Source organism: Kitasatospora sp. NPDC054795, assembly GCF_053611565.1.
Genome location: NZ_JBSHAP010000055.1, coordinates 1 through 19,896, shown reverse-complemented (window position 1 = coordinate 19,896; position 19,896 = coordinate 1). Strand labels below are relative to the sequence as shown.

General features: G+C 74.9%; 15 protein-coding genes. 4 read left to right on the top strand and 11 right to left on the bottom strand.

Annotation, left to right across the window (positions count from 1 at the left end; translation table 11 throughout):
• Positions 1-40 precede the first annotated feature (40 nt).
• From ACWGJO_RS20830 to ACWGJO_RS20815, 4 genes are all read right to left on the bottom strand, one after another.
• Entirely contained in the window at positions 41-1,909 is a 1,869-nt protein-coding gene (locus ACWGJO_RS20830) for an endonuclease/exonuclease/phosphatase family protein (protein ID WP_452185720.1), read from the bottom strand.
• A gap of 225 nt (positions 1,910-2,134) precedes the next feature.
• Positions 2,135-3,088 (bottom strand): Gfo/Idh/MocA family protein, encoded by a 954-nt coding sequence (locus ACWGJO_RS20825; RefSeq protein WP_452185718.1) that lies wholly within the window; start codon positions 3,086-3,088, stop codon positions 2,135-2,137.
• Positions 3,089-3,172: 84 nt separating this feature from the next.
• Positions 3,173-3,886 carry a hypothetical protein gene (locus ACWGJO_RS20820; RefSeq protein ID WP_452185715.1) on the bottom strand — a complete coding sequence of 238 codons (714 nt, stop codon included), beginning with the start codon at positions 3,884-3,886 and terminating at the stop codon, positions 3,173-3,175.
• 131 nt (positions 3,887-4,017) lie between these two features.
• The gene (locus ACWGJO_RS20815) at positions 4,018-4,869 is read right to left on the bottom strand and encodes a sugar phosphate isomerase/epimerase family protein (RefSeq protein WP_452185714.1); all 852 of its coding nucleotides are present in this window, start codon (positions 4,867-4,869) and stop codon (positions 4,018-4,020) included.
• 108 nt (positions 4,870-4,977) lie between these two features.
• Between ACWGJO_RS20815 and ACWGJO_RS20810 the strand changes: the two genes are divergently transcribed.
• The 3 genes from ACWGJO_RS20810 (at position 4,978) to ACWGJO_RS20800 (ending at position 8,663) form a co-directional block, all read left to right on the top strand.
• A complete protein-coding gene (locus ACWGJO_RS20810) occupies positions 4,978-6,192 on the top strand; it encodes an ROK family protein (RefSeq protein ID WP_452185712.1) in 1,215 nt (404 codons plus the stop codon).
• Positions 6,193-6,320: 128 nt separating this feature from the next.
• Entirely contained in the window at positions 6,321-7,322 is a 1,002-nt protein-coding gene (locus tag ACWGJO_RS20805; RefSeq protein WP_452185710.1) for a hydroxyacid dehydrogenase, read from the top strand.
• A 3-nt stretch (positions 7,323-7,325) separates the two neighbouring features.
• Entirely contained in the window at positions 7,326-8,663 is a 1,338-nt protein-coding gene (locus tag ACWGJO_RS20800; RefSeq protein ID WP_452185708.1) for a sulfatase family protein, read from the top strand.
• A 78-nt stretch (positions 8,664-8,741) separates the two neighbouring features.
• Here the strand turns inward: ACWGJO_RS20800 and ACWGJO_RS20795 are convergent, their stop codons facing one another.
• From ACWGJO_RS20795 to ACWGJO_RS20765, 7 genes are all read right to left on the bottom strand, one after another.
• Positions 8,742-10,739, bottom strand: coding sequence for a hypothetical protein (locus ACWGJO_RS20795; protein ID WP_452185706.1), 1,998 nt, complete (start codon positions 10,737-10,739; stop codon positions 8,742-8,744).
• Between the two features lie 26 nt (positions 10,740-10,765).
• Positions 10,766-12,628: a dipeptide ABC transporter ATP-binding protein gene (locus ACWGJO_RS20790; protein WP_452185704.1), complete on the bottom strand. Its 1,863-nt coding sequence runs from the start codon at positions 12,626-12,628 to the stop codon at positions 10,766-10,768.
• A 14-nt stretch (positions 12,629-12,642) separates the two neighbouring features.
• Positions 12,643-13,494, bottom strand: coding sequence for an ABC transporter permease (locus ACWGJO_RS20785; RefSeq protein ID WP_452185702.1), 852 nt, complete (start codon positions 13,492-13,494; stop codon positions 12,643-12,645).
• On the bottom strand, positions 13,491-14,450 hold the full coding sequence (locus ACWGJO_RS20780) for an ABC transporter permease (protein WP_452185700.1): 960 nt from the start codon (positions 14,448-14,450) through the stop codon (positions 13,491-13,493). Before ACWGJO_RS20780 ends, ACWGJO_RS20785 begins: the two co-directional genes overlap by 4 nt.
• Positions 14,451-14,537: 87 nt before the next feature.
• Positions 14,538-16,100: an ABC transporter substrate-binding protein gene (locus ACWGJO_RS20775; RefSeq protein ID WP_452185698.1), complete on the bottom strand. Its 1,563-nt coding sequence runs from the start codon at positions 16,098-16,100 to the stop codon at positions 14,538-14,540.
• A gap of 49 nt (positions 16,101-16,149) precedes the next feature.
• Positions 16,150-16,959 carry a heparin lyase I family protein gene (locus tag ACWGJO_RS20770; RefSeq protein WP_452185696.1) on the bottom strand — a complete coding sequence of 270 codons (810 nt, stop codon included), beginning with the start codon at positions 16,957-16,959 and terminating at the stop codon, positions 16,150-16,152.
• A 67-nt stretch (positions 16,960-17,026) separates the two neighbouring features.
• The gene (locus tag ACWGJO_RS20765; RefSeq protein ID WP_452185694.1) at positions 17,027-18,595 is read right to left on the bottom strand and encodes a DUF3604 domain-containing protein; all 1,569 of its coding nucleotides are present in this window, start codon (positions 18,593-18,595) and stop codon (positions 17,027-17,029) included.
• A 266-nt stretch (positions 18,596-18,861) separates the two neighbouring features.
• Between ACWGJO_RS20765 and ACWGJO_RS20760 the strand changes: the two genes are divergently transcribed.
• Positions 18,862-19,878, top strand: coding sequence for a hypothetical protein (locus tag ACWGJO_RS20760; RefSeq protein ID WP_452185692.1), 1,017 nt, complete (start codon positions 18,862-18,864; stop codon positions 19,876-19,878).
• The last annotated feature ends 18 nt before the right edge of the window (positions 19,879-19,896 follow it).

Here is a 19,896-nt window from a genome sequence, read left to right as displayed (position 1 = left end):
GGGCCCCCGGATTCCCGGGGCCCTACGGCTCCGTGCGGCCCTACGGCTTGATGCGGACCACCTGCGGGTCGTGGTCGCTGGCCTGCTGGGCGAACTCGGCGTTGATGTGCACCACGTCGTACTTGGCGTAGCCGACCTCGGGGCTGACCAGGATGTGGTCCAGCACCTGGGAGTTGCCCTGGTAGACGTAGGAGTACTGCTCGGTCTCCGGCAGCTCGTTCACCAGGTCGCGCAGCACGCCGTCCTTGGTGAGCGCGCCGAGCGCGGGCGAGAACTGGTAGTCGTTGAAGTCGCCGAGGGAGACGACCTTGGCCTCCTTGTCGGCGGCCAGCAGCTGGGCGACGAAGGCCTGCTCCACGGTGGCCTGCTTGATCCGCTGCACCTCGGAGCTGCGGACCGGCTGCTGGAAGCGGCTGTCGATGCCCTGGTCGCCGCCCTTGCTGTTGAAGTGGTTGGCGATGACGAAGACCTTCTTGCCGCGGAAGGAGAACTGGCCGACCAGCGGCTTGCGGCTGTTGGTCCAGGCCTCGTCGTTCGGCTCGATCCGGCCGGGCGAGGCGGTCAGCGCGGTGCTCGCGCCGGTGCCGGTCACGCCGACGGCGGAGGTGGCGGCGCCGCCGGGGATGTCGGTGAAGGACACCCGCTGCGGGTTGAACAGGAACACCTGGCGGATGTTGCCGCCGGGCTCGCCGCCGTCCTTGCCGTCCTGCGGGTCGACCGAGCGCCAGTCGTAGGCCGGGCCGCCGGCCGCCTTGATCGCGGCGATGAACTTGGCCACGGTCTGGCTCGCGTCCACCGTGCCGTCGTTCTTGGCGCCGTTGTTGTCCTGGATCTCCTCCAGGGCGACGATGTCGGGCGAGCGCAGGTTGGTGACGACGCCCTGGGCCAGCTCGGCGAACTTGGCGTCCGGGTTGCCCGGGGCCAGGTTCTCCACGTTGTAGGTGGCGAGGGTGAGCTCGCGGTCGGTCGCCTGGGCGGTGACCTCGCGCTGGAGGTGGTTGTCCTTCAGCGTGCCCATGGTGCCGGCGACCAGGGTGTAGCCGCCGAAGTTGTTGTAGTCCAGCGGGCCGGTGGTGGTGCCGGTCAGCTCGTCGCCGACGTTGGCGACCGGGAAGGGCTGCTGGGTGACCGCGGCCTGCTGCTGGATCATCAGGCGGCCGACGTTGGGCTCGCGGTAGGACTCGTACAGGACGCCGCCGCGCTTGCTGCGCTGGTCCTGGCGGTCGGCGGCGACCCACAGCTCGTTGTACTTGTCGGTCGCCTGGATCACCCGGACGTCCTTGACCTGGACGAGCATGCCCTCCAGGGACTCGTAGAAGTCCAGGGTGTACTTCTCCGGGTTGAGCGCCACGCCGTCGACGGAGCCGTCCGCACCGGCCGGCGGGGCGTAGGTGCCGGGGATGTTGCGGGTGTCGACGACCACCGGGGCGGGCAGCGGGTTGCCGGCCGACAGGACGGTGACGCCCGGGGCGGAGATCTCGGTGAGGGACTGCGAGCCGCCGCTGAAGTTCGGGTAGTAGTCGGTGACCTTGCCGCTGACCAGCACCGAGTCGCCGACCTTGACGGTCGGGTTGCCGCCGGTGAAGACGAAGACGCCCTCGCTGGTGGCCGGGTCGGCGTCCGGGTTCGGGTCCTGGAGCCAGAAGCCCTTGGAACTGCCGTACGCGCGCACGCCGGTCACGATGCCGGGCACGCCGGTGACGGGCTTGCCGGTCTGCGGGGATATCCGGGTGCCGCCCTGGATGTCGTGGATCCGCAGCGGGCCGACCTCGGTCGGGGCGGGGGTCGCGGGCGTGGCGGCGTTGGCCACCGGCAGCGGGACGAGCACCAGCGAGGCGGCCAGCGAGGCCGGGATCAGGGCGGCGCGCAGCAGGGCTCTGCGGGGGCGGGGTGCGGGGGCGGTGGTCACCGGGGCTGGACTCCTAGCTCCGTCGTGCGGCACTGGCGTGGCACGGCGGTCCGGGCGGAGGCGCGCTTCGAGCGCGCGCTACTCGCGTAGAGAAGAAGCGGGGGACGGACACCCACCCCCCGCGGCGCCCCTCAAGATACGCGCGTAGAAAATGCCCCGACAAGACCCTGCCGGTGAACTGTCGGTTCCCCGGAGATGACTTGACACCAGGTCAGCCCGGAATCCTCACAGCCCGCTCCCAGCCGACTCCCAGGAAGCCCCGATCCGCTCCACGACCAGCTCGCACAGCTCGTGGGTGCGCAGCGCGTCATGGGCGTCCAGGGTGTGCCCGGCGCGGACGGCCGCCAGGAAGGCCAGCACGCACTGCTCGATGCCACGCTGACGGGCCACCGGCACCCAGTCGCCGCGGCGGCGGACGGTCGGCTGGCCGCGGTGGTCGATCACCTCGGCCAGGTTGCGCACCTCGCGCTTGGAGTCGCCGCCGGAGACCTCCAGCACCTCCTCCGTGGAGCCGGAGACCCGGTTCATGATGCCCAGGGCGGTGAAACCGTCGCCGGCCAGGGTGAGGACGACGTGCTCGACCAGGCCGTCGCGGACCCGCGAGCGGACGTCCACGTGCTCGATCTCGCCGGGGGCCAGGAAGCGCAGGGTGTCCACCACGTGGATGAAGTCGTCGAACACCAGCGGGCGTGCCGCCTCGGCCAGGCCCTCGCGGTTCTTCTGCAGCACGATCAGATCGCGCGGGCGCTCCTTGGCCTGGACGTAGCCGGGCGCGTGGCGGCGGTTGAAGCCGACCATCAGCGAGCGGCCGGTGCGGTCGGCGAGGTCGACCAGCCGGCGGGCGCCGTCCAGGGTCTGGTCGAGCGGCTTGTCGACGTAGACGTCCACCCCGGCGGTGAGCAGCTGCTCCACGATCGGCACGTGCTGACTGGTCGCGGCATGCACGAACGCCGCCCGGATCCCGCTGCCGATCAGGGCGCCGAGGTCGGTGAAGCGGTGCTCGGGGGCGATCCGGTGGGCCTCGCCGATCCTGTCCAGCTTCGCCGCGTCCCGGGTCATCAGCCGGACGTCCAGCCCGGGCAGCGCGGTGAGCACCGGCAGATACGCCTTCTGCGCGATGTCACCGAGCCCGATCACCCCGACCGGGAGAAGGCCGTCGGAAACAGGGGTCGAATTCATCGGATTCTCCACGGGTACGGCGACACATCGGCCCCACCCTATGCACCGGCTCCCCCGCGCCACCAACCCGCCGCCGGCACACACTCACGCGTGGGCGCTGATCTCACCGCCGGCGGAGAGCACGATGAAGATGCCGTTGGCGTCGACGCCGACGTCGTGCTGGTCCGTCTCCAGCGTGCCGTACACGGCGTTGTCGTTGCCGAGGATCTCCGCCCGGTACCGGAGCTCGCCGAGCTTGGTGACCTTGGCCGTCCAGCCGCCCGCCAGCTTGAAGGTGCCCGGTCCCTGGTGGCTCCCGCCCATCCAGGAGTGGATCCGGCCGTCCAGCGAGAGCATGACGAACATGCCGTTGGCGTCGAGTCCGTCGTCGTGCTCCTTCGTCTCCATGGTGGCGAGGACCTGACCCTTGTTGAGGATCCTGGCGACGTAGTGCATGTTGCCGAGGTCCTTGATCTCGGCCGTGCTGCCGTCCACCAGGGTCTCGGTGCGGACGCCCGGGGCCGTCTTGGGCGGCGCGGCCGGCGTCGTCGCGGCGCGCCCGGTGGGGGCGGCGGTCGGGGCGGTGGCGCCGTGCGTGGCGGGCATGCCGGACGCGGCGGGCGTCGTGGCCGGTGCCGTGGCGGCGGGGGTGGTGGCCGGTGCGGTGGCGGCGGTCGGGGCGGTGGTCGGAGCGGCCGAGCCCTGGGTGTCCGAGGTGGGAGAGCAGGCCGTCGCGGCGGGAACCAGCAGGGCCGCGGCCAGGACGGTTCCGGCCAGCGTACGAATGGCGGTCACGCGGCGGATCGTCGAGAGGGGCATGCGGGTTCTCCTGAGCGCAGTACGGGTGAGGAGCAGCCGGTGCGGGTCGTCCCTCCTGTGTGGGCCGGAGGGCGGGCGCCGGGTGCAATTCGAAACTAGTGCGAACAGTCGACGGAATGGAGCATTCCGTGTCACCGAACGGCAACGCCCGGACCGCTTCGTACCGGTGACGCTCCGTCAGGCACAGCTCCCTGCCCCGACACTCCTTCGACCGCTGCCGTGAGGAAGGCCGCGCCGGACGCGAGCAGCGGGGGCAGCGGCGCGGCCGCCGGGTGCCAGGGCGCCTCGTACTCCCAGCAGACCCAGGCGCCGGGCGGCAGCAGGCGCAGGCAGTCGGTGATCGGCAGGACGCCGGCGCCCAGCGGGAGCGGGGTGCGGTCGTGCGGGCCGGCGATGTCCTTGACCTGCACGTGGCCGGGGTACGGGGCGAGCGCGGCCCGGGTCTCGGCCGGAGTCTCGCCCGCGAGGTGGGTGTGCATCAGGTCCCACAGGGCGCCCACGGCCGGGTGGGCGACGCGGGCCAGCAGCCCGGCCACCGACCGTCCGCCCCGGTGGGAGTCGTGGGTCTCGACGAGCACCCGGACGCCCAGCGCCCGGGCCTCCCGCGCGACCGCCACGAGCCGTCGGGCGCCCCGGCCGTCGGCCTCGGCCCGCGGACCGTCGCCGCCGCGCGGGAAGACCCGGACGGCGCCCGCGCCGAGGTCGGCGGCGAGCCGCAGGTGGGAGCGGAGCGCGTCGGTCACCGGGGCGTCCGGTCCGGGGGCGGCGACGCCGACGTAGGAGGCGAGCGCGAGGGGCGTGAGGCCGTGCGCGCGGAGGGTGCGGGCGGCGGCGCGGCGCTCCCCGGGGGTCATCGCCGGGTGGACGGACTCGCCCTCGGCGCAGCGCAGTTCGAGCCCGTCCCAGCCGTGGTCGGCGCCGAGCCGGGCGGCCTCGGCCAGCGGGAGCCCGGGGACGCCGAGCGTGGAGTAGGCGAGCGGCATGGCGGCTCCATGGCTTGTCGGGCGGCCCCGGACGGCCGGGCCAAGGATATATTCAAGCTGAGACAAAGTCCTGACCGCCCGGGCCCGACCCGGGCCGAGGAGCCCGCGATGCCCCCGAGCCGTACCCCCGCCACCGCCACGACGCAGACCGTCGCCCAGGTGAACCAGACCGTCCTGCTGGAGGTGCTGCGGCGGCACGGCACGCTGTCCCGGCAGCAACTGGCCGCCGAGAGCGGGCTGAGCACCGCGACCGTGCACCGGCTGGTCGAGGTGCTGCGCGCCGAGGGGCTGGTGGAGGTGGAGACGGAACGGGCGCCGTCCAGCGGGGGCCGGCCGCCGCAGCTGATCCGGTACAACGCCCGCGCGCAGACCGTGCTGGCGATCGCGATGCGCCCGCGCCGGATCGTCGGCGTGGTGGCCGCCCTGGACGGCACGGTGCTGCACGAGGCCGAGCACCACTGGGCGTTCCCCGGCCCGGACCGGGCGCGGGAGATCGCGGCCGGCGACCTGACCGGCCCCCTGCTCGCGCTGGTGGACGGCCTGCGGAACTGGGCCGGGCGGCACGCGGGGGCGCCGCGCGCCCTCGTCGTGGGCGTGCCCGGGGTGGTCCGGGACCGCACCGGGCTGGTGGAGTTCGCGCCCGCCCTGGACTGGCCCGGACTGCGGCTGGGCGTGCTGCTCCAGGAGCGCTACGGCGTCCCGGTGGCGGTCGAGAGCAACGTCAACCTGGTCGCGCTGGCGGTGCGGCAGTCGCCGGCCGCGGCCGGCGTGGGCGACCTGGCGGCCGTCGTGGTGGGCATCGAGGTCGGCGCCGGGATCGTGCTGGACGGCCGGCTGCACCGCGGCCGGCTGGGCGCGGCCGGGGCGCTGGGCCATCTGATGTCCGGCCACGCGGCGCTGGACCGGCCGCTCGGACGGACCGGCGACACCCAGGCGAGGATCGGCGACCACGCGGTGGACCGGCGGATCACCGAGGCCGGCCTGACGGTGTCCGGCACCCCGGCGGAGCGGGTGGCGGGCCTGTTCCGGCTGGGCCGCGAGGGCGATCCGGCGGCGGTCCGGCTGATCGGCGAACTCACCGACGACCTGGCGCTGGTGGTGGCCAACCTGAGCGCGGTGTTGGCGCCGGAGCTGATCGCCCTGGGCGGGCGGCTGTTCTGGGAGAGCGGGGGCGAGCTCCCGGCGGCGATCGAGAGCCGGCTGCAGGGGCGGGTGCCGGTGCTGCCGCGTCTGGTGGTCGTGCACAGCACCACCACCGAGCTGGTCGGCGCGGCCTCGGCGGCGGTGCGGCTCGCGGACGGGGCGACCTTCATCACCCGCTGAGGCCCGCGGGCCAGGCGTGACGGGCACGACGCCGGCAGGACGCCCACAGGACGCCCGCACGACGAAACCGCCACTATTTCTCACTGTGATAGAAACTCCTTGTGTGTCAGCGACCCGAGGAGAACCGGATGCCCACCGCCGCCTTCGCGATGGACCCGGAGCGCTTCCCCGACGTGTACGGCCCCCGGGCGCGCGCCCGGATCGCCGCCCGGGCCGAGGTGCTGGCCGACCCGGCCTCGCCCGACGGGGTGTGGAGCGCCGAACGGCTGGCCGCCGCACCGCAGGCGCTGCGCGACGTCGAGGTGCTGTTCACCGGCTGGGGCGGCCCCGTCCTGGACGCCGCCGCGCTGGCCCGGCTCCCCCGCCTGCGACTGGTGCTCTACGCCGCCGGCTCGGTGCGCCGGATCGCCGGCGAGGCGTTCTGGGCGGCGGGCATCCCGATCGTCACCGCCGCGCACGCCAACGCCGTCCCGGTCGCCGAGTTCACCGTGGCCCAGATCGTCTACGCCCTCAAGGGCGGCTGGCGCCACGTCCTCGCCGCCCGGGCCGCCCGCGCCGCCGTCCCGGCCGCCCGCACCCCGGGCGCGTACGGCTCCACCGTCGGCGTCCTGTCGCTCGGCGCGACCGGGCGGCTGGTCTGCGAGATGCTGCGCGGCTACGACGTCGAGGTCCTCGCGCACGATCCGTACGCCCCGGCGCCGCCGCCCGGGGTCCGGGCCGTCGGCCCGGAGGAACTCTTCGCCACCGCCGACGTGGTGAGCGTGCACACCCCGCTGCTGCCCGGGACCCGCGGCCTGGTCGGCCGGCGGCTGCTGACCTCGATGAAGCCCGGCGCCACCCTGGTCAACACCTCGCGCGGAGCCGTCCTGGACGAGCCCGCGCTGCTGGCCGTCCTCGCCGAACGACCGGACCTCTTCGCCGTGCTGGACGTCACCGACCCCGAGCCGCCGCTGCCCGGCTCCGCACTGTTCACCCTGCCCAACGTCGTCGTCACCCCGCACCTGGCGGGCAGCCGCGGGCTGGAGCGCCGCCGGCTCGGCGATCTGGTCGTCGACGAGTTCGAGCGCTGGCTGCGCGGAGCGCCGCTGCGCCGGGCGCTGGACCCGCACACCTACGAACGGATGGCCTGACCCGTGCCCGACCCCCTGAACCGGAGCCGCCCGGACGTGGTGCTGATCCTGACCGACCAGCAGACCGCCGACGCGATGAGCGCCGCCGGGAACCCGTACCTGCGCACCCCCGCGATGGACGCGCTGGCCGCCGCCGGCACCCGCTACCCCAACGCCTACTGCGCCCAGCCGCTCTGCACGCCCTCCCGGGCCAGTCTGATGACCGGCCGCCTGCCCAGCGCGGTCGGGGTGACCGGCAACACCGGCGGCCCCGAGGACCCGCTGCTCGGACGGCTGTTCACCGGGGCCGGGTACGACTGCGGCTACGGCGGCAAGTGGCACCTGCCCGAGCTCGACCTGCCCGCGGACCGGGGCTTTCGCCGGATCCACCCGGCGGGCGGGGACGACGCCGGACTCGCCCGCGCGGCCGCGGAGTTCGTCCGCGCCCCGCGCGAGCGGCCGTTCCTGCTGGTCGCCTCCTTCCTGGAGCCGCACGGCATCTGCGAGTGGGCCCGCGGCCAGGACCCGCGCACCGGTCCGCTCCCGCCCGCGCCGCCCGTCCCGCGACTCCCGCCGCTGCCCGCCAACTTCCCGGTCGGGCCGTACGATCCGGCGCTGCCCCGGCTGGCCCGGCTGGCCCAGCCGCACACCCATCCGACCGCCGGGTGGCGGGAGGACGACTGGCGCCGCTACCGGCACGCCTACTACGCCCTGGTGGAGCGGGTGGACCGGCACATCGGACTGCTGCTGGAGGCCGTGGCGGAGCGCGGCACGGACCGCGGGACCGTGGTGGTGTTCAGCTCCGACCACGGCGACGGCGCGGGCGCCCACCGCTGGAACCAGAAGTGGGCCCTGTACGAGGAGTGCGTGCGGGTGCCCCTGGTGGTCTCCGCGCCCGGGGTGGCCGCCGGCGCCGTCGACGAACGGCTGGTCGCGGCCGGGCTGGACCTCATCCCGACGCTCTGTGACCTGGCCGGCATCGAGGGGCCCGACGGGCTGCCCGGCCGCAGCGTCCGCGCCTCGCGGCCGCACGACAGCGTGGTGGTCGAGACCCGCTGGGAGATCCCCGGCTTCAACAACGCCCTGGGCCGGATGGTCCGCGCCGGGCGGCACAAGTACGTGTGCTACGCCTGGGGCGACCACCGGGAGCAGCTCTTCGACCTCGCGGCCGACCCCGGCGAACTGGTCAACCTCGCGGTCGACGCCCGGCACGCGGCACTGCTCGACCGCTTCCGGGCCCTGCTGTCCGAACACTGCGCGGAGGTCGCCGACCCGTTCGCGCGCTTCGTCCCGCGGGCCGCCGGGGAACCGTCGGCCACCGGGGAGCCGCGGGCCACCGGGAAGCAGCACGCCGCGCACTGACGCGAAGGGGCCGGCCCACCCGGGCCGGCCCCTTCCCCGCCGTTTACGGCTCCCCCGCCGTTTACGGCTCCCCGCCGTTTACGGCCGGACGGCGATCAGTTCGCGCCCGCGCAGCGTGTAGAGCACCCCGTCCTCGTCCGCGGCCAGCCGGGCGCCGCTGTACCACTCGGCGTCCAGCTCGACCAGCACGGTCGCGGCCAGGGTGTCGCGGTCCAGCCGGAACAGGGTGCGCTCGCTGACCCCGTACAGGGCCCCGCCGAGGGCCAGCAGCCGCGGGTTGGCGCCGGACACCGCCCCCAGGTCGGCGCGCCGCCCGATCACGGGGGTGAACCCGCGCCTCCCGGAGCCCCGCAGGTCGACGGTGAACGCCCGGCCGTTCACGGTGAGCCCGTACAGGGTGTGCCCGTGCACGGCCAGGCTGCTGACGCCCGCGCCCAGGTCGGTCGCGGTGCGCCACAGTTCGCGGCCGGCCACCGGGTCCCAGCCGGCCAGGTCGCCGCGCGGGCCGGTGGGCCGGGCGTTGTCGCCCCCGAGGAAGGCCTGTCCGCGCCCGGCCGCCACGGCGCGCACCATCTGCTCCGGGCCCAGCGGGTCGGTGTGCACGGTGGGCCGGCCGCTGCCCGGGCGGTAGGTGACGAAGGAGCCGCCGCCGGTGGTGTCGGCCTGGACGCCGAGCAGCAGCAGGCCGCTGTCGGGGTCCCGGCGGATCACCTGGGGCCGGTTCTGCTCCTGGGGCAGCGCCGCCTCCTCGACCGGTGCCCGGTCGACGCCCGGCCGGTAGCGCCAGATGCCCTGCGAGGAGTAGACGCCCAGGTAGAGGGTGCCGTCGTCGAGGACCAGGGTGTCCTTGGCCTCGCCCGGCACCGGGAGCTTGCGGACGGTGCCGGCGGCCAGGTCGTGCAGGGCGATCGAGCCGTTGCCGCCGACGTACACCCGCCCGGCGCGGGCCGCCACCGACATGCCGAGCTGGGGGGCCGCGGGCGCGCCGGCCTCGACCAGGTCCCGGGTGGTGACGGTCCCGGTGCCGAGGTCCAGGGTCCAGACGGTGCCGCCCTCGGTGACGCCCGCCAGGGTGTCGCCGAGCCGTCCGAGGCCCCAGGAGTTGCCGTCCGGCACGGGCACCGCGAACTGGTCGAGGGCGCCGGTGGCGAGGTCGTGGCGCCACAGCACGCCGTGCTCGGTGGAGGTGAACCAGAGGGTGTCCCCGCGGCGCTGGAAGTTGGTGACGCTCTTGGTGCCGGGGACGGCGAAGGAGCACAGCACCCGGTGGCCGGCCGGGTCGAGGAGCGCGACGTGGGCGGGCGCGCCCTCGGTGGAGACGGCCAGCAGGTCGTCGCCGAGGACGGTGATCCGGCGGATGATCGTGTCGCCGCGCAGGTCGGGCGGGGTGATGTCGGTGACGGCGCCGGTGGCCCGCTCGACGGCGTACAGGCTCGCCCGGGTCGCTCCGCCGCCCCCGGCGAGATTGCTGCCGACGCCGAGGTAGGCGTGGGTCGCGGTGGCCGCCACGGCGCGGCCCTGGGTGGCGCCCGGCGCCGGGGAGGCGACCTCGGTGACCGCGCCGGTGGCCGGGCTCCAGGCGTAGAGGCCGGGGCCGGCGGCCCGGCCCTTCTGCCGTCCGGTCGCGTAGACCGTCCCGTCCGGTGCGACGGCCACGTCGCGGACGTCGGCGCCGGGGACGTTGCCGAGCGCGGTCAGTGTGCCGTCGTAGCGGTAGAGGTTGGCCGCGCCCGGGGCGTCGGTGACTCCGAGGTGGAGCACGCCGTCCCGGGCGGCCGAGCCCTGGACGAAGTTGCCGGTGGGCAGCTCGACGGTGGCGGTGACCCGGCCGGTCGGCAGGTGGTGGCCGATCACCCGGGCCGGGGCGAGATTGCGCGAACCGATCCACAGGGTGTCGCCGATCAGCGTCGCGCTCATCAGCGGGAAGTCGCTGTTCCCGGGGCCGAGTTCGGTCACGTCCGGTCCGTTCGACGGCCGGCCCGTCGGCGCGGCGGCGGCACCGGTGGCCGGTCCGAGCACCGAGAGCGCGGCCACCGCACCGGTACCGAGCAGGAGTTGGCGACGGGAAGGGGGCACGGCAGGCATGGGGCTCCAGAGTCCGGTCACGGGCGGGGCAGGCCGGGGGCGCCGGCGGCGGCCAGCAGCTCCCGGGTGTACGGGTGGGCGGGGGCGGCGAACAGCTCGGCGGCGGAGGCCCGTTCGACCACCCGGCCGTGCCGCAGCACCAGCACGTCGTCGCACAGGTGCCGGACCAGCGCGAGGTCGTGCGAGATGAACACCAGCCCGACGCCGTGGTGTTCGCGCAGTTCGGCGAAGAGGTTGAGGATCTGCGCCTGGACCGAGACGTCCAGCGCGGAGGTCGGCTCGTCGGCGACCAGCACCTGCGGGCCGACGGACAGGGCCCGCGCGATCGCGACCCGCTGGCGCTGGCCTCCGGAGAGCCGGTGCGGCCGGGCGTCGAGCACCGCCTCCGGCAGGCCGACCAGCTCGCACAGCCCGCGCGGGTCGCGGTCCCGCAGCCCGTGGGCGGCCGGCGGTTCGGCCAGCGCCTCGCGCACCGTCATCCGGGGGCTGAGCGAGGCGTACGGGTCCTGGAAGACCAACTGCACCCGGCGGCGCAGCTCGCGCTCCTCGGCGCGGTCGGCCTCGGCCCAGGACCGGCCGTCCACCCGCACCGTCCCGGCCTGCGGGCGCACCAGCCCGAGCAGCGCGCGGGCCAGGGTGGACTTCCCGGAGCCGGACTCGCCGATCACCCCGACCGCCCGGCCGGGCGCGGCGCTCAGGCTCACGTCCTCCAGGGCCGGCGGTCGGCGGCGGCCGTAGCGGACGGTGAGGCGGTCGGCGACCAGGACGGGCTCGGCGGCCCGCTTCGACCGTCGCCGCCCGCTGTCCTGACGTTCCGTCATCACAGCCTGGGACACCGGGATGTGGCAGGCGAATCCGGAGTCCGGCTCGCCGGTCCACTGCGGCGCCGAGGCCGTGCAGCGGTCGTCGGCGGCCGCGCAGCGCGGGGCGAAGGCGCAGCCGTCCGGCGCCCGGCCGGCCGCCGGCGGGCGTCCGCCGATGACGGCGAGCGGTGCACCGGGCGGACCGTCCAGCCGGGGCACGCCGGCCAGCAGCCCGGCGGTGTACCGGTGCCGGGGTGCGGCCAACAGGTGTGCGGTGGACGCCCGTTCGACGATCCGTCCGGCGTACATCACCTGGACGGTGTCGCAGCTGCGGGCCACCACGCCGAGGTCGTGGGTGATCAGCAGGACGGCCGTGCCGGTCTCGTCGCGAAGCCGGACCAGCAGGTCCAGGATCTCCACCCGGGTGCTCGGGTCGAGCGCCGTGGTCGGCTCGTCGGCGATCAGCAGGTCCGGGCGGTTGGCCATCGCCATGGCGATCAGCACGCGCTGGCGCATGCCGCCGGAGAACTCGTGCGGCCGGTCGCGGTAACGGCGCGCGGGCTCGGCGATGCCGACCAGGTCGAGGAGTTCGAGCGCCCGGTCGCGGGCGGCCCGGCGGCTCGCGCCGTGCACCAGGGCCGCCTCGGCGAGCTGGCGGCCGACCGGCATCCGGGGGTTGAGGTGGGCCAGCGGGTCCTGGAAGACCATGCCGATGCGTCGGCCGCGCACCGCGCGCACGGCGGGTTCGGGCAGGGCGAGCAGGTCGGTGCCGTCGAACCGGACGGTGCCGCCGGTGGTGCGGCAGCCCGGCGGCAGCATCCGGTTGACGGCCAGCGCGGTGAGGGTCTTGCCCGAGCCGGACTCGCCGACCAGGCCGAGGATCTCGCCCGGCCGCACGGTGAAGTCCACCCCGCGCACCGCCTCGCCGCCGCCCGCCGTGACGCGCAGGCCGCGCACCTCCAGCAGCGGCGGGCCCGGCACCGCGGCGGCGGTCGGGGCCCGGTCGGTCCCGGTCGTGGCCACCGCACCGGTCGTCGTCGGCGCATCGGTCGTGGCCATCGCATCGGTCGTGGTCACCGGATCAGTCGTGGTCAACGCAGTCTCTCCCGGTTGAACGAGTCGGCGAGCAGGGTCAGGCCGAACACCAGCAGGCCGAGCAGGAGGACCGGCGCCAGCGCGTAACCCGGGTGGAGGAAGAGGTACTTGGAGCCCGTGTTGATCATCGTGCCGAGCGAGGGGGCGGGCGGCTGGATGCCGAGGCCCAGCACGCTCAGGCCACCCTCGGTCTTGACGGCGTGCGCCATCGCCACGGCCAGCAGCGCGGTGGTGGCGTCGACGACGTTCGGCAGCACGTGGCGGCGCAGGATCCGGCCGCGCGGCACACCGAGCACCCGGGCCGCCACCACGTGGTCGCGGGCCAGCTGGGCGAGCAGCGCCGCCCGTGCCTGGCGTCCGAAGGAGGGCAGCGCGCTGAGCACGATGGTGGCCACCACGGTTCCGGTTCCGGGGCGCACCAGCAGGGCGAGCGCGAGTCCGAGCAGGACGCCGTGCAGGCCGAGCAGCAGGTCGAACAGCCGCTGGACGGCCTCGCCCAGCAGCCGGTTCAGCCCGCCGAGCAGGCCCAGCGCGGTGCCGAGTACGGCGGCCGCCGGGACGGCCAGCAGGCAGACCAGCAGCTCGGTGCGGATCCCGGCCAGCGCCCGGGCGAGCAGGTCGCGCCCGACCTCGTCGGTGCCCAGCAGATGGGCCGCCGACGGTCCGGCCAGGGCGTCCGGGCCCTGCCGGTAGGGGTCCGCGGCCAGCAGCGGGCCGAGCAGCCCCAGCAGCACCACCAGGAGGACGAGCAGCGCGCCGGTGCGGCCGCGCCGGGTGCGCAGTGCGGCCGGGAGGGCGGGCGGGGCGAGCCGCCGGCGGCGCACTGCGGGGGTGGTCGTGGCGGTCACCGGTCCTCCCCGGTGCCGGCGCGGGCGATCCGCGGGTCGAGCCGGCCGACCAGCAGCTCCGAGCCGAGCTGGACGAGCACGGCGACGGCGACGGCGAGCATGATCAGGGTCTGGGCGACCGGGTAGTCCCGCTGGTTGATGGCGTCCAGCAGCAGCTGGCCGAGGCCGTGCCGGGCGAAGAGCTGTTCGGCGACCACCGCGCCGCCGAGCAGCTCGCCCAGGTGCAGGCCGAACTCGACGAAGAACGGCGCCAGGCTGTTGGGCAGCACATGGCGGGCCAGGACCCGCCGGGGCGAGGCCCCCTTGGCGACGGCGGTCAGCACGAACTCCTCCTGGCGGGTGCGGCGCAGCTCGGTGGCGAGCAGCCGGGCCAGCACCGCCGAGCCCGGCAGCGCGAGCGCCACCGCGGGCAGGGCGAGGTACTGGACGGCGAGGTCCGGCGCGGCGAACAGGTCCCGCTCGCCGCCGGCGGGCAGCAGGCGCAGCAGCACCGCGAAGACGAAGACGAACAGCACGGCGGTGACGTACACGGGCAGCGCCAGCAGGGCGGTGGCCGCCGGGTCGAGCACCCGGGCGAGCCGGCCGCGCCGCTCGGAGGCCAGGGCGACGCCCAGCAGCAGGCCGAGGACCAGCATCAGCAGGCCGGCGGCGAGGGCGAGCTGAACGGTGCTGCCGACGCTCTGGCCGATCAGGCGGGTGACCGGTTCCCGGTAGTGGAAGGAGCTGCCGGGATCGCCGGTGAGCAGCCCGTGCAGCCAGCCCAGGTACTGGACGGGCATCGGCCGGTCCATGCCGAGGCTGTCGGCGAGCCGGTCGCGCTGCTCCTGGTCGGCCTCGGCGCCGAGCGCGGCGGACACCGGGTCGCCGGGGGCGAGGCGGAGCAGCAGGAAGACGGCGACGGAGGCGAGCCAGAGCGTGGCCAGCGCGCCGGCCGCCTTTCTGGTCCAGTAGGGCACGGGGGTACTCCGGATGGTCGGGCGGGCGGGGGCCGCCGTCCCAGGACGGTGGGGGTCGCCCTGGGACGGCGGTCGCGTTGCGGCGCGTCAGGCGGTGCGGCGGGTGTCGTCGAGCCGCAGGTAGCCGAGCGCGCTGGTGGCCACGCCGTGGACCGAGGAGGCGAAGGCGTAGGTCTCCCAGGCGTGCGCGAGGGTGATGTGGAAGGACTCGGCCAGCAGGTACTCGGACAGTTCGTGGTTGACGTCGGCCCGGGCCCGCTCGTCGGCGGCGGCGAAGGCGCGGGACTGGAGTTCGGCGTAGGCGGGGTCGGTGACGTGCGAGGTGTTCCGGCCGACCTGGAGCGGGCCGGAGACGGTGATCCCGCTCAGCGGGGAGACGCTGACCATGCCGTGGTTGGCGATGAACAGTCCGTCCAGCGTGCCCTGTTGGATCTTCGGCTGGAGTGCGGCGTTGTCGAGCAGCTGCACGTCGACGCCGAAGCCGGCCTGCTCCAGGTCGTACTTGACCAGTTCCACGAGGGAGGCGAACACCGGCGAGTTGGCGGCGGTGAGCGGCACCCGTGCGCCCTCGGCGCCGGCTTCCCGGAGCAGCCCGCGGGCCTTCTCGGGGTCGTGCGGGTAGCGGGTGACCTGGTCGGGGGTGACGCCGGGGGTGTTGGACGGCCAGGGCAGGCTGCTCGCCTCGGCGTGGCCGCCGTACACCTGGGCGACGATGCGCTCGCGGTCCACCGCGTACTGCAGGGCCTGGCGCACCCGGCGGTCGTCGAAGGGCCTGCTGGTGGTGTTCACGCCGAGGAACGCCTGCTGGTAGGAGGACTTGGCGGACTGCACGGCGAAGCCCGGGTTCCCGCCCAGCACCTTGAGGTCGCGTCCGGGCACCGCGCCGATCAGGTGGGACTGCCCCGACTGGAGGGCGGACAGCGCGGCCTGGCTGCTGGTCACCGACCGGACGGTGATCCGCTCGAAGCGGGGCCGCCCGCTCTGCCAGTAGTGGTCGTGGCGGGCCAGGTCGAGCTGGTTGCCGCCCTTGAACGACTGCCAGGTGAACGGCCCGGTGCCGTTGACCTTCTCGGCGGCCTTGCCGTCGACGTAACTGCGGGCGTCCACCACGGGGTTGAAGGCGAGCGCGTCGAACAGGTTGCTGGTGGGCCTGGCGAGGGTGAGCGTGACCTCGTTGCGGGCGCTCGCCCTGATGTCGGCGAGCCGTTCCAGCAGCGGCTTGACCTGGGAGGACTTGGCGGCGCCGGTGAGCGAGAAGACGACGTCGTCCGGGTCGAGCGGGCGGCCGTCGTGGAAGGTGACGTCCTCGCGCAGCTTGAGCACCAGCCGGGTGCGGTCGGCGCTCCACTCCCAGGAGGTGGCGAGCCAGGGCACGGGCTGCAGCGTCTGCGGGTCGAGGTCGACCAGCCGGTCCAGCACCAGGTTGACGAACACCGGGGTGTCCGGGCCGCGGTGGAGCAGCTGGGTGGGGTCGGGGGCGGCGCCGTAGACGATCTGGAGGTCCGGCGCGGAGGCGGTGGCGGAGGCCGCGGCCCCGCCGGCGGCGTCCTCGGTGGCCGAGCGGCAGCCCGCCGCCAGCAGGGCCGCTCCGGCGCTCAGGCCGAGGAAGCCTCTTCGGGGCAGGCCGCGGTGACGGGCTGCGTCGCTCATGGTGGTGCTACCTCTTCGGTTCTCGGGGTCCGGGGTCCGTGCGCGCGGGTCAGTACCTGGTCACGACGACGCTGTCGCTCCAGGCCACCACGTCGGGGCCGCCGGTCGGGTAGGGGATGTTCTTGGCCGGGTTCCAGTTGGCCCGGTAGATGCCGGTCTTGAAGTACGGCGACTGGTTCTGGTGGTAGTTGTTGAGGCCGCTGTACGCGCCGACCTGCGCGCCGTCCCGGAACACGGTGACGGCGCCGGGGGTGGTGTCGGTGGACCAGGTGATGTCGAAGGCCCACTGGTTCCAGTGGCCGAACTGCACGTCGCCGAGCGGGATCACCGCCTCCTGGACGGTGCTGGGGTCGGACAGCCAGTGCACCTTGAGCCGCCAGCTGCCGTCCTTGACGGTCAGGGCGATCGGCGGCTTGGTGTCGCTGCCGTCCGCGAGCGGGTAGCCGTGCCACTGGGCGACGATCGTCTCGGTGGGGGTCGGCACCCAGTCGGCGGGCAGGTAGTCGGCGAGGGCGAAGCGGTAGCTGCCCCAGCCGAGGGAGTTGACGGCGACCTCGGAGCGGTAGGAGACGCCGTCGTTCGGCACGGCGAAGCGGGCGGCCCGGCCGCTGCCGCCGGCGGGGGCGCCGGCGGGGGCGCCGGCCACGGTGATGCTGCCGTTGCCGTCGACGCGCTGGCGGGTCCAGGCGGAGACGGTGCCGGATTCGAAGTCGTCGGCGAAGACGTCGGTACCGGACGCCGGGGCGGGAGCGGTGGGAGCGGCAGGGGCGGGGACGGCGGCGTGGGCCGGGGCGGCGGCGGTCACGGCCAGGGCGGCGGTGAGCACGGCGCCGGCGAGGCGGCCGGGGAGGCGGGACATGGTTCTTCTCCTTCTGGAGGTTCGGGGACGGGCGACCGGTGATCCGGGCCGGTTGACCCGCCCGGGGTCAGCCGGCCCGGCGACAGGAGTCGGCCGGTCCCACCCAGGTCGGGCTGGACCAGGCCCACTGGTCGTTCAGCTGCCGGACCCGAACGTGGTAGAAGTCCCCGTCGCCGCCGGGGCGTTCGTCGGTCAGCTCGAATTCGGCGGTCGTCTCCCGGTCGGGCACGGCCCGGTCGAAGCGGTAGGCGCCGGAGACGAACCCGCCGGTGAATCCGGTCCGCGTGCCGGCGAGGAGTTCGCCGACGGCGTGGGCGCTCTCGACGCCGTTGACGACGGCGACCAGCCGGGTGCGCGTGTCGCCCTCGATCCGCAGCGAGAAGCCCTGGGTGCTGTCGGTGGCGGTGTTGGGGTTGCCGTCGGTGACCGTCCGCAGCCGGAGCTCGCCCGGCCCGGTGCGTTCCCACCAGGACGGCCGGTAGGTGTCCGGCTCGGCCTCGGCCGGCGCGACGGTCTCCGGGCCGCGCAACCGGGGCTGGACGTCCAGCAGCCGCCCGCCCTCGATCCGCAGCACGACGTCCCAGTGCACGGGTTCGCCGCGCCGGCCCCAGCCGACGGCGAAGCCCAGGGTGCCGGAGAAGGCGTCCGATCCGCCGGCACCGGCGAGGAGTTCGGGCCGGCTGACCCGGTGGACGGGTACGCCGTTGCGGAGCAGTTCCACGTGGTCGAGCGCGTCCCGGCCCTGGACGGTGACGTGGATCCGGCGCCGGTCGGCGGAGGCGGCCTCGGCGCCCATCGGGGCGCCGTTGACGGAGGTGGCGAGCAGGATGCGGTCTCCGGTGATCGCGTACGTGCGGCGCTGCTGGACGGCGTTCCAGATGCCGTCCCGGGTCAGTTCCGGGGCCCAGACCGCCACCCGGCCGTGCCCGTGGCTGCCGGGGAAGGCGCTGTGGTGGTCGGTGGAGCCGATCAGCCCGAAGCGGTGGCCCAGGCGCAGGCCGTGGACGGCCGTGGCGGCGCCGGCGCGCGGGCCCATGGTGTGCAGGTAGCTGCGCGGCGCCTCGTCGGACTCGGCGCAGCCGTGCATCGACATCATCTCCACCACCGGGGCGAACTCCTCGGTGTAGGAGGCCCAGTCGATGCCGCGGCGGGCCGGCCCGTAGCCGATGTGGTGCGGCAGCGCCCAGGTGCGCACGCCCTGGGCGGCGAGCACCCGCAGCCGGGCGCGCAGTTCGTCCAGGTCCGCCGCCCGGATGATCTCGCCGCGCGGGCCGTCGAAGTACACGCAGTGGTCGCCGTGGGCGAGGCTGTGCCACTCGAAGGACTGGAAGGTGACGAAGCGGCCGTCCTCGTGGGCGGCGGCGGTGACGTCCTGGACGTGGTCCCAGACCCGGGCCAGCCGGGCGAAGCCCTCGGTGTGGTAGTCGACCAGGCTCGCCAGTTCGGGGGTGCGCTCGGGCAGGTCGGGCCACCAGCCGTGGCCGGTGACGCTGGCGAAGTCGAGTTGGAGCCGGGCGTTGGCGTAGGCGTCCTCGATGCTCCCGTGGCCGTAGCTGATGCCGCAGTGGTTGTGGAGGTCGCCGACGTACAGGCCCAGGCCGGCGTAGCCGGGTGCGTCGGTGCTGGGGGCGGTCATCGGGGCGGGGCTTCCTCGGGTCCTGGTCGGCCATGTTTGATCGACTCTGAGAAGAAGGTAGCCGCGATCTCCGGGGGACGGTCAAGGCTCGGCCGTTCGGTGTCGTGCGATCGCCATCGGGCGAAACATCGCCTTCATAGAAGACCTGCTGGTGAAGCTGGCCACCTCGCTGGTCAGCCGGTCGACGACGACCCATCGTGCCCGCCCCGGACTTTTGATTGATCTGATAGAAACTTCGCGACACTCCTCCCCCGAAGGACGGATCCATGCCGCACCCCGCCCTGCCCGCCGCGCCCGACCTCGGCGCCTCCCACCTCGTCCGCGCCCCCGAGCGCCCCGAACCCGGCTACTGGGCCGGCTGCCCGGGCGTCCGGTACGAGCCGGACCTCGACCGCTTCCTGCTCACCTACCGCGAGCGCCGCCCGCGCGGCGCGACGCACGGGCCCGACCGGGGCTGGCGCTGCGCCGTCGCCGAGAGCACCGACGGCATCGCCTTCCGCGACCTGTGGTCCGTCCGGCGCGACGAACTGGACTCCCCCTCGATGGAACGCCTCGCCCTGCTGCGCCGCGACGGCGGCTACCTGCTCCACCTCAGCCACGTCGACCCGGCCGACAACCGCTGGCGCGTCGACGCCCTGCGCGCCGACGCCCCCGAGTCCTTCGACCTCGCCACCCGCACCCCCGTCCTCACCGCCGCGACCACCGGCACCGAGGGCGTCAAGGACCCGTACCTGCTCGAAACCGACGCCGGCGTCCACCTGTTCGCCACCGTCTCCCGCGCCCGGCCGTTCACCCCCGAGGAGCAGGACCGCGCCCACGCCGACGCCGACATCCACACCACCGGCCTCACCGTCCAGCCCACCGCGCTCGCGGTGTCCCCGGACGGGCTGCGCTTCACCGCCCCGCCGGGCCGCGCCGCCGAGGCCCTGGACGTCGGCCCGGCCGGCGCCTGGGACGGCTACGAGTCCCGGATCACCACCGTCCTGCCCGACGGCCGGGGCGGCTGGCTCGCGCTCTACGACGGCTCGGCGGACGCCGCCGGCAACTACGAGGAGCGCTGCGGCCTGGCCGCCTCCACCGACCTGCGCGGCTGGCACCGCCTCACCCCGGACGGCCCCTGGCTGGACATCCGGTACGCCGACCTCGTCCCGGCCCGCGGCCGCTGGTACCTCTACTACGAGCAGAGCCGGCCGGACGGCGCCCACGAGCTGCGGGTCGCCGTCCTGGACGAGTTCGCCGGAGTCCGCCCCGACGGCACCCCGGCGGCGCCGCACCATGCCTGAGGCCCTGAGCCTGAGCCT